This window comes from Stutzerimonas stutzeri, from assembly GCF_024448695.1.
Classification (GTDB): domain Bacteria; phylum Pseudomonadota; class Gammaproteobacteria; order Pseudomonadales; family Pseudomonadaceae; genus Stutzerimonas; species Stutzerimonas stutzeri_T.
In genome coordinates, this window is record NZ_JAMOHY010000001.1 from 299,681 (window position 1) to 317,628 (window position 17,948).

At 62.9% G+C, this 17,948-nt stretch carries 17 protein-coding genes; 12 read left to right on the forward strand and 5 right to left on the reverse strand.

All coding sequences use genetic code 11. The features are described from left to right. Positions 1–86: 86 nt before the first annotated feature. Genes NAV32_RS01465 through NAV32_RS01475 form a run of 3 tightly spaced genes read right to left on the reverse strand, consistent with a single transcriptional unit; the run spans position 87 to position 3,195 of the window. The gene (locus NAV32_RS01465; protein ID WP_256051012.1) at positions 87–1,193 is read right to left on the reverse strand and encodes a hypothetical protein; all 1,107 of its coding nucleotides are present in this window, start codon (positions 1,191–1,193) and stop codon (positions 87–89) included. A gap of 22 nt (positions 1,194–1,215) precedes the next feature. Beyond that, positions 1,216–1,518, reverse strand: a complete 303-nt coding sequence (locus NAV32_RS01470) for a KilA-N domain-containing protein (RefSeq protein WP_256051013.1) — start codon at positions 1,516–1,518, stop codon at positions 1,216–1,218. Positions 1,519–1,548: 30 nt separating this feature from the next. Beyond that, positions 1,549–3,195 carry an acyl-CoA dehydrogenase family protein gene (locus NAV32_RS01475; protein ID WP_256051014.1) on the reverse strand — a complete coding sequence of 549 codons (1,647 nt, stop codon included), beginning with the start codon at positions 3,193–3,195 and terminating at the stop codon, positions 1,549–1,551. 199 nt (positions 3,196–3,394) lie between these two features. On the opposite strand from NAV32_RS01475, the gene NAV32_RS01480 reads away from it, so the two are divergent. From NAV32_RS01480 to lnt, 10 genes are all read left to right on the forward strand, one after another. After that, positions 3,395–4,189 (forward strand): bifunctional hydroxymethylpyrimidine kinase/phosphomethylpyrimidine kinase, encoded by a 795-nt coding sequence (locus NAV32_RS01480; RefSeq protein ID WP_256051015.1) that lies wholly within the window; start codon positions 3,395–3,397, stop codon positions 4,187–4,189. Between the two features lie 13 nt (positions 4,190–4,202). After that, positions 4,203–4,844, forward strand: coding sequence for a thiamine phosphate synthase (gene thiE, locus NAV32_RS01485; RefSeq protein WP_256051016.1), 642 nt, complete (start codon positions 4,203–4,205; stop codon positions 4,842–4,844). A 66-nt stretch (positions 4,845–4,910) separates the two neighbouring features. Next, positions 4,911–6,194: a glutamate-1-semialdehyde 2,1-aminomutase gene (gene hemL / locus NAV32_RS01490; protein ID WP_256051017.1), complete on the forward strand. Its 1,284-nt coding sequence runs from the start codon at positions 4,911–4,913 to the stop codon at positions 6,192–6,194. Then, positions 6,191–6,829: a hypothetical protein gene (locus tag NAV32_RS01495; RefSeq protein WP_256051018.1), complete on the forward strand. Its 639-nt coding sequence runs from the start codon at positions 6,191–6,193 to the stop codon at positions 6,827–6,829. Before hemL ends, NAV32_RS01495 begins: the two co-directional genes overlap by 4 nt. A gap of 119 nt (positions 6,830–6,948) precedes the next feature. Continuing rightward, a complete protein-coding gene (locus tag NAV32_RS01500; protein ID WP_256051019.1) occupies positions 6,949–7,473 on the forward strand; it encodes a tetratricopeptide repeat protein in 525 nt (174 codons plus the stop codon). Positions 7,474–7,611: 138 nt separating this feature from the next. Beyond that, on the forward strand, positions 7,612–8,940 hold the full coding sequence (gene miaB, locus NAV32_RS01505; protein WP_256051020.1) for a tRNA (N6-isopentenyl adenosine(37)-C2)-methylthiotransferase MiaB: 1,329 nt from the start codon (positions 7,612–7,614) through the stop codon (positions 8,938–8,940). Positions 8,941–9,096: 156 nt separating this feature from the next. Further along, positions 9,097–10,083, forward strand: coding sequence for a PhoH family protein (locus NAV32_RS01510; RefSeq protein ID WP_256051021.1), 987 nt, complete (start codon positions 9,097–9,099; stop codon positions 10,081–10,083). Beyond that, positions 10,076–10,528, forward strand: coding sequence for an rRNA maturation RNase YbeY (gene ybeY, locus NAV32_RS01515; protein ID WP_256051022.1), 453 nt, complete (start codon positions 10,076–10,078; stop codon positions 10,526–10,528). Before NAV32_RS01510 ends, ybeY begins: the two co-directional genes overlap by 8 nt. A gap of 39 nt (positions 10,529–10,567) precedes the next feature. Beyond that, entirely contained in the window at positions 10,568–11,413 is an 846-nt protein-coding gene (locus tag NAV32_RS01520; protein ID WP_256051023.1) for an HlyC/CorC family transporter, read from the forward strand. 15 nt (positions 11,414–11,428) lie between these two features. After that, positions 11,429–12,946 carry an apolipoprotein N-acyltransferase gene (gene lnt, locus NAV32_RS01525; protein ID WP_256051024.1) on the forward strand — a complete coding sequence of 506 codons (1,518 nt, stop codon included), beginning with the start codon at positions 11,429–11,431 and terminating at the stop codon, positions 12,944–12,946. A 178-nt stretch (positions 12,947–13,124) separates the two neighbouring features. Here the strand turns inward: lnt and NAV32_RS01530 are convergent, their stop codons facing one another. Together NAV32_RS01530 and NAV32_RS01535 are read right to left on the reverse strand one after the other, a co-directional pair. Further along, entirely contained in the window at positions 13,125–13,898 is a 774-nt protein-coding gene (locus tag NAV32_RS01530; protein WP_256051025.1) for a YdcF family protein, read from the reverse strand. An 82-nt stretch (positions 13,899–13,980) separates the two neighbouring features. Next, entirely contained in the window at positions 13,981–14,430 is a 450-nt protein-coding gene (locus tag NAV32_RS01535) for a hypothetical protein (RefSeq protein WP_256051026.1), read from the reverse strand. A gap of 245 nt (positions 14,431–14,675) precedes the next feature. On the opposite strand from NAV32_RS01535, the gene leuS reads away from it, so the two are divergent. Next, on the forward strand, positions 14,676–17,282 hold the full coding sequence (gene leuS / locus NAV32_RS01540) for a leucine--tRNA ligase (protein ID WP_256051027.1): 2,607 nt from the start codon (positions 14,676–14,678) through the stop codon (positions 17,280–17,282). A gap of 44 nt (positions 17,283–17,326) precedes the next feature. After that, a complete protein-coding gene (lptE, locus tag NAV32_RS01545) occupies positions 17,327–17,932 on the forward strand; it encodes an LPS assembly lipoprotein LptE (protein WP_256051028.1) in 606 nt (201 codons plus the stop codon). The last annotated feature ends 16 nt before the right edge of the window (positions 17,933–17,948 follow it).

A 17,948-nucleotide genomic window follows, 5' to 3' on the forward strand; every position in this document is an offset into this window, starting at 1 on the left:
TTCCTGGATTGCGTTGCCTTGGCTCATCTTGCCTCGTTTTGTTGGCAAAAACATGTCCAAGGCGCCCTATCACGGCGCTGCCACCCTCAAATCGCCAGATCAACCTGCTGCACGCTGCCCGTCTGACCACTCTCGAACAGGAAGAAGCCCGTACTTCTCACCCGCCCTTCCAACTGCTGCTGGGCGATCAGGTCGAAGTCGCCATAGGCGCGCGCCAGGCCGATGGCACCTATGCCTGCTGTGAGCAAATCCACCAATTCGCCCTTGCCTTGCGCGTCCGGGCGCCACAGGCGAAGTTGCTCGAAAATGCGATCACCCTCATCGATAAAGCCGTTACGGTCGTCGTCATAAGCCGCAAGGTCAGCAAAGCCATCGCCGGAAAGCGCACCGAACAGTTCACGACCATCGTCGATGCGTCCATTTTCATTGCGATCCAGAGCCAGGAAGGCACTGTCGGAGGCAAGACGGGCCATGCTGTCGCGGCGACCATCGGCATTCAGGTCGAAGTCGATCCGGGTGTTCCCATCCAGGCGTACCGGACCACCATCGAGGTTGAGCACCAGCGGGTCCTGCAACGCGGCGCCTGCGCGGACCGAGACGCTGGCACTGCTGTACTGCAGGTTGAGCATTTCCAGACTCAGACCATACTCGATCGTGCGCCCATCGGCGGTATTAACAGTGCCGCTGGCATTGACGCTCAGCGACTCGCCGCGCCATTCCTGCACGTTGTACTGGTAGCTCAGAAAGTCACCGGCGCCAGACTGAACTGCCCCGCCGCCATCCGCGGCAGGCTCCGACACCGTCGGCAGGGACAAACCCGCTGCGAGCTTGCCCAGAGTCGCGTCGATCTCTTCAGCCTCGCGACCCAGGACCACCAGCAGCATGCGCAACTTGTGCAGACTTTCTTCGTCGGGCGTGAAGTCGAAGGTTTGCGCATCCTCGCTGACAGGTGCAGGCGCAGTCTGCGGCATACCTTCACCGAGGCGCTCCAGTTGCCGCTCGGAAATCACCGGGTGCGCCTCAGTAAGCTGTATCTCGACCCGACTGAAACTGCGCACCTCGCTGCGCTCATGGCGGCTGATTTGCAGGCGCTCATTACCGCGCTGCAGATCCAGCGTCTCGCTGATCTCGCGCCCGGCAATGAACTGTCGCTCGGCGCTCAGGCCAAACTGCTGACTCGAAACAATGTGCATTGCTCACCTCCTGCCAATGCCATCATTTCGGCATTACTGAGTAAAAGTTGAGCATTCGATTGAAGGTTCGCATTTGGCGGACGGCACTGGTCTGCCTGATCCATTGCTTGGCCGTCAGGGTGAAGCTGTTGAGGCCGGCCTGTTTTATAAACCCGTCGAATTCGACGGGTTTATAAAACAGGTTGTCGTTGTTGAGCTTCTCCCAGATACCGAGGAGTTCGCTGGTGTTGCGGTTGCGTAGCCAATTACGAATCAGGTCATCAGTCCGCTCGGAATTCCTGTAGCAGCAGATACCGGCTCCCCTAGCCAGAGCTGAGCAAAGCACAGTAGCCGCCTTGGCTGGTCACTTGGCAGTTCACGAAACCGGCGTACTGCGCTCCAGCACCGCCTGAATATCCAGCCCCCTGGACAAGGTTCCATAAACCCGCCCCCGACCCTCCAGCCGGCTGGCAATAAAAGCATCACTGACCGCCGCATTCCCCGCCTCCAGCAGCAACCCGGCCTGGAGTGCCACGGCGATGTCTTCGGTGAGTTGGCGGGCGCGGTACTGGGTGTCGTCCGTGTCGCGCAACGCCATGCCAAGCCGTTCGATATGGGCCTTCAAGCGCGCGTCGCCGTGGCCATCTGCAAGTTCGTCGAACAGTGTGTCGAGCACACCGGCCTCCTTCGACAACGCACGCAGCACGTCCAGGCACTGCACGTTGCCGGAGCCTTCCCAGATGGAGTTGACCGGCGCCTCGCGGTACAGCCGCGGGAGGATGGTGTCCTCGACGTAACCGGCGCCGCCGAGGCATTCGCTGGCTTCGGCGATCATGTTCGGTGCGCGCTTGCAGATCCAGTATTTGCCGACTGCTGTGACCAGCCGAGCGAATCTGACTTCGCGCTCGTCGTGCGGGTTATCAAGGGCGCGACCCATGCGCAGGGTCAGCGCCAGCGCGGCTTCGCTTTCCAGGGCGAGATCGGCGAGCACATTGCGCATCAGCGGCTGTTCGATCAGCGCCCGGCCGCTGACGTGACGGTGCGTGCAGTGATGCAGGGCCTGGGTCAGCGCCTGACGCATCAGAGAGCTGGAGCCAATCATGCAGTCGAAGCGGGTCATGCCGACCATTTCGATGATGGTCGGTACGCCGCGGCCTTCCTCGCCGATCATCCAGGCCAGCGCGCCACGATATTCGACTTCGCTGGAGGCGTTGGACCAGTTGCCCAGCTTGTTTTTCAGACGCTGGATATAGAAGGCGTTGCGCGTGCCGTCCGGACGATGGCGCGGCAGCAGAAAACAGGACAGCCCCTTGTCGGTCTGCGCCAGCGTAAGAAAGCCATCGCACATGGGTGCAGAGCAGAACCACTTGTGCCCCACCAGCTCGTAGGGCTGCCCCGGCCCACCAGCACCTATCGGGTGGGCACGGGTGGTGTTGGCCCGCACATCGGTGCCGCCCTGCTTTTCGGTCATGGCCATGCCGAGGGTGGCGCCGGCCTTGCGCTCCACCGGCACGTTGCGTGGGTCATATTCGGTCACCAGCACCCTGGGCAGCCATTGCTCGGCAATCTCCGGCTGCAGCCGCAGGACCGGCACGCTGGCAAAGGTCATGGTCAGTGGGCAACTGCTGCCAGCCTCGGCCTGGTTATGCAGGTACATCAGGGCAGCACGCGCGACATGGGCGCCGGGTTGCGGGTCGGTCCAGGACAGCGACGGAATGCCGTGCTCGATGGCCGTGCGCATCAGCTCGTGATAGGCGGGATGAAACTCCACCAGGTCGATGCGATGACCGTAGCGATCGTGGCTTCTGAATACCGGCCTGTTCTCGTTGGCAAGAAAGCCAGCCGCCATCAGCGGGCCACCCGCCAGGGCGCCGTAGGCATCCAGCCGCGCTTCGGCCCAGCCGCTCTGGTAGCGGCGCACCCACTCCTGCAACGGAAGATCGAGGCGATAGAGGTTGGCGCCATCGAGCGGCGGCACCTGATTCAATACTTCGTGGGTTTCGGCGTATGAATACAGGCTCATGGCAAACATCCTCGGCTGATGAACAGGGCTTCTGGAAAGTGAAGCACGCAGGCGGGCAATGAAAAGTGGGGTTTCGGCCAAAACCATGCGTCCCCACAACGGGAGCGCACGGGCCGCCCCGGATGAATGGTGATAAGCTCGCACGCCTGACAAAACCGGCCACACCGGCCCACTACACCCCTGTTCGGAGAACCTTTCGATGACCGGCCCCTGCTCTCGCCCTGTCGTTCTCTGCCTCTCCGGCCACGACCCGAGTGGTGGCGCGGGACTGCAGGCCGACATTGAAGCCCTGATCGCCCAAGGCTGCCACGCCGCACCGACCGTTACCGCGCTGACCGTGCAGGACACCGTGGATGTCACTGATTTCCGCGTACTGGATCGCGAATGGGTACTGGCACAGGCCCATGCGGTGATTGCCGATTTGCCGGTCGCCGCAGTCAAGCTGGGCATGCTCGGCTCGGTGGAAATGGTCGAAACGGTGCTGGAGATCATGCAAAAGCTACCCGGCGTGCCTCTGGTGTGCGACCCGGTGCTGCGTGCAGGCGGCGGTGGCGCGCTGGGCAAGAATGAAGTGGGCTACGCCATGCGCGAGCGGCTGTTCCCGGCATCCACCATCGCCACACCGAATCTTCCCGAAGCACGCCTCCTTGCCGAGTTGCCTGAAGGCAGTGCCGATGAGTGTGCCGAGAAGCTGCTGCCCTTCATCAGGCACCTGCTGATTACCGGCGGTCATGGTGACGAGACCGCCGTACTCAACCGCTTTTACTCACGCGATGGCAGCTACCAGGAGTTCAGCTGCGAACGCCTGCCGGGCAGCTATCACGGCTCCGGCTGCACCCTGGCCAGCGCACTTGCCGGCCGCCTGGCACTGGGCGAAGGCCTCGCCAGCGCGGTGAAATCCGCCCTCGATTACACCTGGCGCACCCTGCGTGACGCCGAGGCTCCCGGTCGCGGGCAGTACATTCCGCGGCGATTGCCCCTGGACCTGGCCTGATGGGAGCGACTGCATGAAAAGCATGAACAACCTGCGTGGCCTCTACGCCATCACCGACAGCACGCTGCTGGCTGACGGTCGCCTGCTGCCCTATGCCGAAGCGGCACTGCGAGGTGGCGCCCGCCTGCTCCAATATCGCGACAAGTCCGACAACGCTGCCACTCGCCTGCGCGAAGCCGACGCGCTGCGCGAACTCTGCGAGCGGCATGGGGCGACACTGGTCATCAATGACGATGCCGAACTCGCTGCGCGGCTGGGCGTTGGCCTGCACCTGGGCCAGGAAGACGGCTCGCTGGCGGCTGCCCGCGCCCTGCTCGGTCGTCGAACCATCATCGGCGCCACCTGCCATGCCAGTATCGAACTGGCCGAGCAGGCGCGCCGCGAAGGTGCCAGCTATGTCGCCTTCGGGCGCTTCTTCAACTCCAGCACCAAGCCCGGCGCCCCCGCGGCCACGCTGGAAATGCTGCAGCAGGCACGCCAGCACATCGCGCTGCCAATCGTCGCCATTGGTGGCGTAACCCTGGATAACACCCCACAGCTGATCGCCTGCGGCGCCAGCCTGGTAGCGGTGGTACACGCATTATTCGCAGCCGATTCGGCCAGTGAAGTCGAGCGCCGGGCACGTGCGTTCAGCGCGTTGTTCGCCGACGGCTGATCGACGTCATGGCAGTGTCGGTTGCATCAGCACATCCTTGATTCCTTTATTACCGCGAGGCCCAGCATGTCCCGTTCCGAAATCCTCTTCGCCAGTGCCCAGAACCACATCCCCGGTGGCGTCAACTCGCCGGTGCGCGCCTTCCGCAGCGTGGGTGGCACGCCGCTGTTTCTCAAGCATGCCGAAGGCGCCTATGTGACGGACGAAGACGGCAAGCGCTATGTCGATTACGTTGGCTCCTGGGGCCCGATGATTCTCGGCCACAGCCATCCCGAGGTGCTCGACGCGGTACGCCGCCAGCTGCAGCATGGCCTGTCCTATGGCGCGCCGACAGCGATGGAAACCGAGATGGCCGAGCGGGTCTGCAGCATGGTGCCGTCGATGGAAATGGTGCGCATGGTCAGCTCCGGCACCGAGGCGACCATGAGCGCGATTCGCCTGGCTCGTGGCTACACCGGTCGCGACAGCATCATCAAGTTCGAGGGCTGCTACCACGGCCATTCTGACAGCCTGCTGGTCAAGGCCGGCTCCGGCGCTCTGACGCAGGGCGTGCCCAGCTCCGCGGGCGTACCGGCGGCATTCGCCAAGCACACCCTGACCCTGCCGTTCAACGATCTGGCGGCGGTCGAGCAAATGCTCTCCAACGTTGGCAGCGAAGTGGCGTGCATCATCGTCGAACCGGTGGCCGGCAACATGAACTGCGTACCGCCGGCGCCGGGCTTCCTCGAAGGCCTGCGTGAGCAGTGCGACAAGCACGGCGTCGTGCTGATTTTCGATGAGGTGATGACCGGCTTCCGTGTTGCGCTCGGCGGCGCCCAGGCGCATTACGGCGTCACCCCGGACCTGACCACCTTCGGCAAGATCATTGGCGGCGGCATGCCGGTCGGCTGCTTTGGTGGCAAGCGCGCCATCATGGAATGCATCGCTCCGCTCGGCCCGGTCTACCAGGCCGGCACGCTCTCGGGCAATCCACTGGCGATGGCCGCCGGCCTCACCACCCTCAAGCTGATCAGCCGCCCCGGCTTCCACGCTGAACTGACCGACTACACCACCCGCATGCTGCAGGGCCTGCAGGATCGCGCCGATGCCGCCGGCATCCCCTTCGTCACCACCCAGGTCGGCGGCATGTTCGGCCTCTATTTCAGCGGAGCGGATGACATCGTCACCTTCGATGACGTAATGCAGAGCGATGCCGAGCGCTTCAAGCAATTCTTCCACGCCATGCTGGACGGCGGTGTTTACCTGGCGCCCAGCGCATATGAAGCGGGCTTCACCTCCATCGCGCATGGCGACAAGGAACTGCAACTGACCCTGGATGCCGCTGAACGAGCCTTCGCCAAACTCAAATGAGCCTGCTACCCGAACTGCTGCAAGCCGTGCTGCTGACGCTCTTCGCGTCAGCCAGCGCCACCCACATCGGCCTGGCCCGCCGCGGTTACGGCGAACCCCAGCAACCGGCGCTGTTCTGCGCGCTGCTCGCCTTCGGCCTTGCCGCAGGTATCGGCGCCAGCGCCTTGGCACGCCTGGCGTTCGGCCTCGATACATTCGAGGCCGAACGCTGGCTGCTACGGGCAACCCTGCTGCTGGGCTTGCCGCTGATCGGCCTGGTGGCGCTGACGTTTGCCCGCCAGTGGACCTGGAGCCGCCCCGCCTGGGGCCGTGCGGTGCTTGGCTTGTGTGCCTTTTTCGAGCTGGCGCGGCTACTGGACTGGAGCGACCCCTACGCACTGACGCTGGGCCTGCTCAGCGCCCTGATGGTGATTCATGCAGGCCTGCTGCAATGGCCCGCACACCCACAAACCGCTGCCGGGATCGCGGGCGGCGCGCTGCTACTGGCGGCGTTGCCATGGACCGGACTGACGATTGGCGAGAACCCACTGGCTGCCTATCAACAGTTCTGTCTGGCTCTGGCCTGCCCCGTCATGGCCTGGTTTGTGCTCAAGCTGCCGACAAATACGGGCGGGGAAGGAATCGAACAGACATAAAAACCGTGGCCAACCATGAAAGCCTTTGTAAGCCGGCAACGGCTTATCCATAATGTGACGGTCGGCTCGTTTCTGCCGATATTTCAGTCACCGCCCAGATCATCGAGGCGCTTTGATTCATGACTCGCACCGGCCGCAGCCTCGCCCTTGGCTGCCTGCTGCTTCTCACGTCCCTGCCAGTCTTCGCGGGCGGCAATTCACTGCTGATCCCGGCAACTTCCCGTTGTGCCCTGAATACGGCCCCCGAAACCGTACGTGAAGCCTTGCGCGCCTGCGAACAGGCCGCCAGCGAAGGTGACGTGCAGGCCAGCTACGAGCTGGGCGAATACCACTATGACGGCCGGCAGGCGCCGCGCGACCTGGCCAAGGCGCTGTACTGGTTCGAGCAGGCCTCACTGCAGGGTCATGCACTGGCGCAGCATCGCCTCGGGGTGATGTTCTTCCGTGGCGAAGGCGTGCCGGCGAACAATGTACAGGCCTATGTGGTTCTGAAAATGTCGGCGGTCAATGGCGAGGAAGAGGCGCTGGACACCGCTGACCGCGTCTCCGCCCAGATGCGCCGCGATGAGATGGAAATCGCCACTCAAGTGCTGGGGCAGATTTTCCGCGACTACCTGATGAGCCTGCAGACTGCAGGGGAATAAGCTGCGCTGGCCGGGTTGCTGATTCACGATCCCGGCCTCGTTCTTCAGCTTTTTTCGGCTTTCCCGCCTTGCGCTTTTCTCTCCCCCTTCCTGGGCCTATAATCGCCGGTCATTTTTTGCACAACGCCGGCCCGTCACATGACCCGCAAGCTCTACATCGAAACCCACGGCTGCCAGATGAACGAGTACGACAGCTCGCGCATGGTGGATCTGCTGAGTGAGCAGCAACCGCTCGAAATCACCACCAATCCGGCCGAGGCCGACGTGATTCTGCTCAACACCTGTTCGATTCGCGAGAAAGCACAGGAGAAAGTCTTCTCCCAGCTGGGTCGCTGGCGTGAATTGAAACAGGACAATCCCGATCTGGTCATCGGCGTCGGTGGTTGCGTGGCGAGCCAGGAAGGCGCGGCGATCCGTGACCGCGCGCCCTATGTAGACGTGGTATTCGGCCCGCAGACCCTGCATCGCCTGCCGGAGATGATCGACGCGGCACGCACCACCCAGCAGCCACAGGTGGATATTTCCTTCCCGGAAATCGAGAAATTCGACCGCCTGCCGGAACCGCGCGTCGACGGCCCCACGGCCTACGTCTCGGTCATGGAAGGTTGCAGCAAATACTGCACGTTCTGTGTGGTGCCCTACACCCGTGGCGAAGAAGTCAGCCGTCCTTTCGATGACGTATTGGCCGAGGTCATCCACCTGGCCGAGCATGGTGTGCGCGAAGTCACGCTGCTGGGGCAGAACGTCAACGGCTATCGCGGCGCGACCCACGACGGGCGCACCGCTGACCTGGCTGAACTGATTCGCGTGGTGGCCGCCATCGACGGCATCGACCGCATCCGCTACACCACCAGCCACCCGCTGGAGTTTTCCGACGCCCTGATCCAGGCCCACGCCGAAGTGCCGGAACTGGTGAAGTACCTGCACCTGCCCGTGCAATCCGGCTCGGACCGCGTACTGGCCGGCATGAAGCGCAACCACACGGCGCTGGAATACAAATCACGCATCCGCAAACTCAAGGCAGCGGTGCCGGAGATTCTGATCAGCTCGGACTTCATCGTCGGCTTCCCCGGCGAGACCGACAAGGACTTCGAGCAGACCATGAAGCTGATCGAAGATATTGGCTTCGATTTCTCCTACTCCTTCGTCTACAGCTCACGCCCCGGCACGCCGGCTGCAGATCTGGTCGACGACACCCCGGATGAGGTGAAGAAGCAGCGTCTGGCCGTCCTGCAACAACGCATCAACCAGCAGGGTTTCGAGCACAGCCGGCGAATGGCGGGCACCACCCAGCGCATTCTCGTCACGGACTACTCGAAGAAGGATCCCGGCATGCTCCAGGGCCGTACAGAGCACAACCGTATCGTCAACTTCCGCTGCGACAACCCACGCCTGATCGGCCAGTTCGTCGATGTCCACATCGACGACGCGCTGCCGCATTCGCTGCGCGGGACGCTGATCGGCTAAGCCAGTGGGGCCGAACGTGTTCGGCCACGCACTCGGCGAATAAATTCGGCTCTACCGGAATGCCCTTCAGCTGCTTTATTGCTTTGCGCTGCTTTTTTTCGTCTACAGCGCTATTCTTCAGTTCCTTATTTGCCGAGCACGGTCAATCAAAAGCCCTTGAACGCCCCAACCGAACCGCTACGTTTTACCCTCGAACCCTTTGAAGCGAACCGCTTCGCCAATCTCTGCGGCCAATTCGACGAGCACCTGAGGCTGATCGAACAACGTCTGAACCTGGAAATTCGCAACCGCGGCAACCAGTTCGAGCTGGTTGGCCCTGGCGATGTCGCCAAATCCGCCGAAAGCCTGCTGCGTCGCCTGTACCGCGAGACCAAAAGCACAGAGCTGTCGCCGGACCTGATTCACCTGTTTCTGCAGGAGTCGGGCATGGAGGAGATGTTCAACCCCTCCACCACGCCGAACATTTCCCTGCGCACCCGCAAGGGCAACATTCGCCCGCGCGGCGCCAACCAGCAGCGCTACGTGCAGTCGATCCTCGATAACGACATCAATTTCGGCATCGGCCCGGCCGGCACCGGCAAGACGTATCTTGCCGTCGCCTGCGCCGTCGATGCGCTGGAACGCGAACAGATCCGCCGCATCCTGCTGGTGCGTCCTGCCGTGGAAGCTGGCGAGAAGCTTGGTTTCCTACCCGGCGACCTGGCGCAGAAGATCGACCCCTACCTGCGCCCGCTGTATGACGCACTCTATGAAATGCTCGGCTTCGAGCAGGTCGCCCGGCTGATCGAGAAGCAAGTGATCGAGATCGCCCCGCTGGCCTATATGCGCGGGCGCACCCTGAACAACAGCTTCATCATCCTTGATGAAAGCCAGAACACCACGCTGGAACAGATGAAGATGTTCCTCACCCGGATCGGCTTCGGTTCCACCGCGGTTATCACTGGCGACATTACCCAGGTCGACCTGCCGCGCGGTACCAAGTCCGGCCTGGCGCATGTGATCGATGTGCTCAAGGACGTCAACGGCATCAGCTTCACCCACTTCGACTCGAAGGACGTGGTGCGCCATCCGCTGGTGCAGCGCATCGTCGAAGCCTACGAGGCCTTCGAAGACAAGCAGCCGAGCAGGCAACCCCGTGATTGAACTCGATCTGCAATGCGCCAGCGACGGTGCGATACCCACCGAGGCGCAACTGCGCCGCTGGTGCGAACTGGCGCTACGCCAGCGCAGTGCCGATTCCGAGCTGACCATCCGTCTGGTCGACGAGGCCGAAGGCCGCGAGCTGAATCGCACCTGGCGGCAGAAGGATTACGCCACCAATGTGCTGTCGTTTCCTGCCGATGTACCCGAAGGCTTACTCGACATACCGCTGCTCGGCGATCTGGTCATCTGCGTGCCGGTGGTCGAGCGTGAAGCCCTCGAACAGGCCAAGGCGCTGCAGGCACACTGGGCGCATCTGGTGATCCACGGCTGCCTGCACCTGCTCGGCTACGACCACATCGATGACGATGAAGCCGAAGAAATGGAAAGCCTCGAACGTCAACTGTTGGCTGAATTGGGTCACCCCGACCCCTACGCCGACGAATAGCCCACTGGGGCATCTACAAGGGACCATTGAGTCAAAGACATGAGCGAAGATCGATCGAGCAGCGGGCAGAAGTCGTGGTTGGAAAAAATCACCCAGGCTTTTGTCCATGAGCCGAAAACCCGTGACGAGTTGCTGGAAATTCTGCGCGGTGCGCATCACAACAAACTGCTCGACACCGAAGCCCTGGCCATCGTCGAGGGTGCCATCCAGGTCGCCGACCTGCAGGTACGCGACATCATGGTGCCGCGCTCGCAAGTGATGAGCATCAGGGCCGACCAGTCACCAAAGGAGTTTCTGCCGGCGATCATTTCCGCCGCGCATTCGCGCTACCCGGTCGTTGGCGACAGCCTGGACGAGGTGATCGGCGTGCTGCTGGCCAAGGATCTGCTGCCGCTGATCTTGCAGGGCGAACAGCCCAATTTCGACATCAAGGACCTGTTGCGTCCGGCAACCTTCGTACCCGAATCCAAACGCCTCAATGTGCTGCTGCGCGAGTTCCGCGCCAACCACAGCCACATGGCCATTGTCATCGATGAGTACGGCGGCGTCGCCGGTCTGGTGACCATTGAGGACGTGCTGGAGCAGATCGTCGGCGATATCGAGGACGAGCACGACATCGAGGAAGACAGCTACATTCGCCCGCTGCCCAGCGGTGATTTTCTGGTCAAGGCGCTGACGCCCATCGACAGCTTCAACGAGTTTTTCCAGAGCGAATTCCCCGATGAAGAATTCGACACGGTGGCCGGCCTGGTCATGAACAGCTTCGGCCATCTGCCCAAGCGCAACGAGGTGGTGGAAATAGACCGTTTCCGCTTCCGGGTTCTCAATGCCGACAGCCGTCGGGTGCATATGTTACGAATCACGCGCACGGCGGAAAGTCGCTAGCAGCCTGGAGCCCCGATGCACTGGATCACCCGCACCGGCTGGCCGGGCAATCTGCTGGCGTTGGTCGCCGGCGCCCTGACCACCCTTTCGCTGGCGCCCTTCGATCTCTGGCCGCTGGCCCTGATTTCGGTCGGGCTGCTCTATCTCGGCCTGCGCGAACCTGCTGCGAAGCAGGCCGCAGGCCGTGGCTGGTGCTATGGCTTCGGTCTGTTCAGCTCAGGCGTCAGCTGGGTGTATGTCAGCATCCATGACTTCGGCGCCGCACCGCCGTTGCTTGCAGGCGCGCTGACGCTGGGTTTCGTCGCCGGTCTTGCACTGTTCTTCGCCCTGCTGGGCTGGATCTGGGCACGCTGGCTGCGCCAGACGCACGCACCCCTGCTCGATGCGCTGGCCTTCGCCGCACTCTGGCTTGCCCTGGACGCACTGCGCGGCTGGGTGCTGACCGGTTTTCCCTGGCTGTACGTCGGTTACAGCCAGCTCGAAGGCCCGCTGGCAGCGCTCGCGCCGCTGGGTGGCGTCTGGCTGCTGAGTTTTGTGATCGTGCTGAGCGCAGCCCTGCTCATCCAGCTGCCACGCCTGCTGCCGCACAAACCCGCGCTGGGTACTGCCCTGGTGGTTCTGATTGCACTCTGGAGCGGCGCACTGGGTCTCGGCCAGCATGCCTGGACCACCCCCAAGGCCGAACCCATCAGTGTTGCGGCCATGCAAGGCAACGTCGCCCAGAGCCTCAAATGGGACCCGCAAAAGCTGGAAATGCAGCTGCTGCTTTACCGCGACATGACCTTTCGCAGCCGCCCTGCCGACCTCATCATCTGGCCGGAAACGGCGGTACCGATCCTAAAGGACCACGCCGAAGGCTACCTGAACATGATGAGCCGCTTCGCCGAGGATCGGCAGTCGGCGCTGATTACCGGCATACCGGTGCGCCAGCCGAACGCCGACGGCGAATTGCGTTACTACAACGGCCTGACCACCGCAGGGGATGCCCAGGGCACCTACCTCAAGCAGAAGCTGGTGCCCTTTGGCGAATATGTGCCCTTGCAGGAGCTGCTGCGTGGGCTGATTGCCTTCTTTGATTTGCCCATGTCCGATTTCGCCCGTGGCGAACCGGGGCAGTCGCTGTTGCAGGCCAAGGGCTACAGCATCGCCCCTTTCATCTGCTACGAGGTGGTCTATCCGGAGTTCGCCGCCAGCCTCGCCGCGCAGAGCGACATCCTGCTCACCGTCAGCAACGACGCCTGGTTCGGACGCTCCATCGGCCCGCTGCAGCATCTGCAGATGGCGCAGATGCGCGCACTGGAGGCCGGTCGCTGGATGATCCGCGCCACCAACAACGGCGTCACCGTGCTGATCGATCCTCAGGGGCGCATCACCGAACGGATTCCCGCGTTCGAGCAAGCTGTGCTCTACGGCGAAGTCACGCCCATGCAGGGCCTGACGCCCTTTCTGCAATGGCGTTCATGGCCGCTGATCGTGCTGTGCACGGTACTGCTGGGCTGGGCGCTATGGCGGCGAAAGAACACCGTACGTTGAGCGTTGGTTTATGCCGCTCCCGGCCCACCAAGCGGGGTTGGCGGATGTAAAAAGCGACATCCACCCTACGGAGTCGGCGCGTGTCGTAGGGTGGACCACGCTTCACCGGTCCACCGAGCGGGGTCACGATGGATTAGTGAGCCGTATCCACACAGCTGCCAATCGAACGGTTGTCGCCCTACCCCTCCCGCGCCGAATACAGCAACGGATAAACCAGCAACCCCGCCGCCTCGTTGAGCAGCACGCCGCTCTGCCAGACGGCCTTGGTCTCCGGCAGCCAGCCGCCGAAGGGCCGTCCGTGAGGGACGCCGAGAAAGCCCACAGGCGCGGCGATCACCTCAAGGCCGTGCTGCTCGAAGCTCCAGCGCGAACGCGGCATGTGCGCTGCGGACGTCACCAGCACGATCCGCTGGATACCGGCAGCCTTGAGCATTTCAGCGCTGTACACGGCATTCTCCCAAGTGGTGCGGCTGCGCTCTTCAAGCCAGCGCACGGTGGTATCGAAATCCCGCTGCAGGACTTCCGCCGCCAAAAGGGCCTCACTCGGCGGCTTGCCATAGTGCAAGCCGCCGCTGGCCAGGATCGGCAGCCCCGAGGTCCTGGCCAGGCGCGCTGCATAGCGCAACCGCTCAAGGGCGATGTGGCTGGGCTGGTCCGAACCCCAGCCCGGATCGGCCTGCTCACGACCGGCACCAAGTACCACAATCGCCTGCGCATCCTTGTTCAGATCACTCCATTGCGTGCGCGCAAGCGCCGACTCGCTTTCCAGCGCCCGTGCAGCCCACTGCACCGTAACCGGCAAGCTCATCAACCACAGTCCGCCAAAGCCCAGCACAAAGCAGAGTGCTGCCAACCGGGGCGCACGTCGCCGCAGCCACCAGGCGGCAAGCAGCAGCAACAACAGGCCGCCAGGCGGCAATATCAGCTGTTTGAAGAAGTAGCGAATCGGCATGCACGGCTCCTGCGTGGCGGTAGCCGCAACTCTACTCTCCAAGGCATTCAACATGCAGCTGTTACGTGCAATCAAATAGCCATCAGTGTTTAGGGTAGGTATGCAAGCGTTGCCGTGCGCGCAGAAGTTGCGACCCGCAGGACGTGCAGGCAGCCGGGCCGGCGATGTCCGGCCAGCTCACCGTGGCGCCACAGATCGCACAGTTGAGCACCTGCTTAAGCGCAAGGGGAGCCTGTTTGCACGCCTTGCCGGGATGCTGGCGCACGGCGCGCAGCGTGGGTCTCGCAGCCTGACGCTCCATCTGCGCCTGCTCTTCGGCGGCCGCATGCCAGCCCGACAACCATTGCGCATCCTGCTGCAGATACGCCCGAATCAACTCAAACTCTGCCGGCGTCAGCCCGCCGACTTCCAACTCGCTACCAGTGTCCCCGTCTGCGCTCGCCGTACGCTCTGCTTCCTCCAGTGCCAGCGTCAACCGTTGCAGCACGCGCCCATACAGGTTGCCCTCATCTGCCTGGTGCTCTTTAGCCATGATTCACCTCTTTGTTCGTCCCGCCCCCATCACAAGCGTAGCTCAGGCTCAGGCGACCAGGCCGTCTGCGACAAACGGGGCGCACGGCAAATCGGGTTTCCCTCGATCAAGGGGGGTCATGTATGCTACGTGGCTTCCAGGCGTCCGCATCCAGCCCGCAGTGCCAGTGTTGTCAGCCGAGCCGGCATGACGCAACCCGTCACTGCTTCGCGGACAGCCAGCCACTTCCTCCTATGCCAGTAGCCATGCACGAACAGTATCGACCCCGTGAAATCGAAGCCGCCGCGCAGTCCCAATGGGACTCGCAGAAATCCTTTGAAGTAAGCGAACAGCCCGGCAAGGACACCTTCTATTGCCTGTCGATGTTCCCCTACCCCAGCGGCAAGCTGCACATGGGGCACGTGCGCAACTACACCATCGGTGACGTGATCGCCCGCTACCAGCGCATGCTCGGCAAGAACGTCCTGCAGCCGATGGGCTGGGATGCGTTCGGCATGCCGGCGGAAAACGCCGCGATGAAGAACCAGGTGGCGCCGGCCAAATGGACCTACGAGAACATCCAGTACATGAAGACCCAGCTGCAAAGCCTGGGCCTGGCCGTGGACTGGACGCGCGAAGTCACCACCTGCAAGCCCGATTACTACCGTTGGGAACAGTGGCTGTTCACCCGTCTGTACAAGAAGGGCGTGATCTACCGCAAGAACGGTACCGTCAACTGGGACCCGGTCGATCAGACCGTACTGGCCAACGAGCAGGTCATCGATGGCCGTGGCTGGCGTTCCGGCGCGCTGATCGAAAAGCGCGAAATTCCCATGTATTACTTCAAGATCACCGCCTACGCGGATGAATTGCTGGAGAGTCTGGACGAGCTGGACGGTTGGCCCGAACAGGTCAAGACCATGCAGCGCAACTGGATCGGCAAGTCGCGCGGCATGGAGATCGCCTTCCCCTACGACGTGGCAAGCATCGGCAGCGAAGGCGTGATGAAGGTCTTCACCACCCGCCCCGACACCCTGATGGGCGCCACCTATGTCGCCGTGGCCGCCGAGCATCCGCTGGCGACGCTCGCCGCACAGAACAACCCCGAGTTGCAGGCGTTCATCGACGAATGCAAGCGCGGCGGCGTGGCCGAAGCTGACATCGCCACCCAGGAAAAGAAAGGCCTTGCCACGGCGCTGCGCGTACAGCATCCGCTGACCGGCGAACTGCTGCCGGTGTGGGTCGCCAACTACGTGCTGATGGGCTACGGCGAAGGCGCAGTCATGGCCGTACCGGCGCACGATGAGCGCGACTTCGAGTTCGCCAGCAAGTACAGCCTGCCGATCAAACCGGTGGTGCGCACCAGCGCTGGCGACGAAACGCCAGCGCCTTGGCAGGATGCCTATGGCGAGCACGGCGAACTGATCAACTCCGGCGTGTTCGACGGTCTGGATTTCGACGGCGCCTTCGACGCCATGGAAGTTGCCCTGCAGAAAAAGGGCCTCGGCCAGGCGCGCACCCAGTTCCGCCTGCGCGACTGGGGCATCAGCCGCCAGCGCTACTGGGGCTGCCCGATCCCGATCATCCACTGCGAAAGCTGTGGCGACGTCCCTGTGCCGGAAGACCAGCTGCCGGTCAAACTGCCGGAAGACGTGGTACCCGACGGCGCCGGCTCGCCGCTGGCCCGCATGCCCGAGTTCTACCAATGCAGCTGCCCCAGCTGCGGCAAGCCGGCCCGGCGTGAAACCGACACCATGGACACCTTCGTCGAGTCGTCCTGGTACTTCGCCCGCTACGCCTCGCCAAACTACGATCAGGGCATGGTCGATCCAAAAGCCGCCAACCATTGGCTGCCGGTGGACCAGTACATCGGCGGTATTGAACACGCCATCCTGCACCTGCTGTACGCGCGCTTCTTCCACAAGCTGATGCGCGACGAGGGCCTGGTCAGTTCCAACGAGCCGTTCAAGAACCTGCTGACCCAGGGCATGGTCATAGCCGACACCTACTACCGCACGCTGCCCAACGGCGGCAAGGACTGGTTCAACCCGGCGGATGTCATTGTCGAGCGTGACGCCAAGGCCAAGATCATCGGCGCCAAACTCGCCAGCGACGGCCTGCCGGTGGAAATCGGCGGCACCGAAAAGATGTCCAAGTCGAAGAACAACGGCGTCGACCCACAGGCAATGATCGATCAGTACGGCGCCGACACCTGCCGTCTGTTCATGATGTTCGCCTCGCCGCCGGACATGAGCCTGGAATGGTCCGACTCCGGCGTCGAGGGCGCGAGCCGTTTCCTGCGTCGGGTCTGGCGCCTGGCTCACAGCCATGTCAGTGCAGGCCTGCCGGGCGTACTGGATATCTCCAGCCTGAGCGACGCACAGAAAGCCGTGCGCCGCGCCATTCACCTGGCCATCCGCCAGGCCAGCGTCGATGTCGGTCAGCATCACAAATTCAACACCGCCATCGCCCAGGTAATGACCTTGATGAACGTGCTGGAAAAGGCCGCGACAGCCAGCGATCAGGACCGCGCGCTGCTACAGGAAGGTCTGGAAACAGTCGCCCTGCTGCTGGCGCCGATCACCCCGCATATCAGCCACGAACTCTGGCAGCAGCTGGGTAAAACCGGCGCAATCATCGACGCAGCCTGGCCTGCCGTGGATGAAACCGCACTGGTCCAAGACAGCCTGACACTGGTGGTACAGGTCAACGGCAAGCTGCGCGGCCAGATCGAAGTGCCGGCCAGCGCCTCACGCGAAGAAGTCGAGGCCAGTGCACGCGCCAACGAGAACGTGGTGCGCTTCACCGAAGGTCTGACGATCCGCAAGGTCATCGTGGTACCGGGCAAGTTGGTCAATATCGTCGCAAACTGATTTGCCGTGGCGCACAGCGCCGGGGCTGGCAAGGGGATAACAGGATGATCAAACGCAATCTAATGGTGGTCGGTCTGGCGCTGCTGCTCAGCGCCTGCGGATTCCAGCTTCGCGGCACCGGCACAGACAGCTTTGCCCTTGAGGAACTCAACCTGCAGGCGCGCAACAGCCATGGCGATACGGTCAGGCAACTCGAAGAGTTGCTCAAGGGCAGCGGCGTACGGGTCCACTCTGGCGCACGCTACACCCTGGATCTGGTCCGCGAGCAGACCCGCCAGCGCACGGCCAGCTATACCAGCTCGGCGCGCAGTGCCGAATACGAGCTGACCAGCGTCCTCGACTTCCAGTTCCGCGGCCCGCAGAACACCGTGCTGCTGAAAGACAGCGTCGAGGTACAGAAAGTCTACGTACACGACAGCAGCAACCTGATCGGCTCCGACCAAGAAGCCACCCAGCTGCGCTCAGAAATGCGCCGCGAGCTGCTTCAGCAGCTGAGCATGCGCATCGGCAACATCACTCCGGCGCAGCTCGACCAGCTGCAGCAGACCGCCGAAGCCCGTCAGCGTGCCGAGGCCGAAGCCATCGAAGCACAGCAGCGCGAGCTGGGCTCGCAACCCCAGCAGTCACCCATCGAACTGCCAGTCCAGTGACGCATCGGGAGTCCTC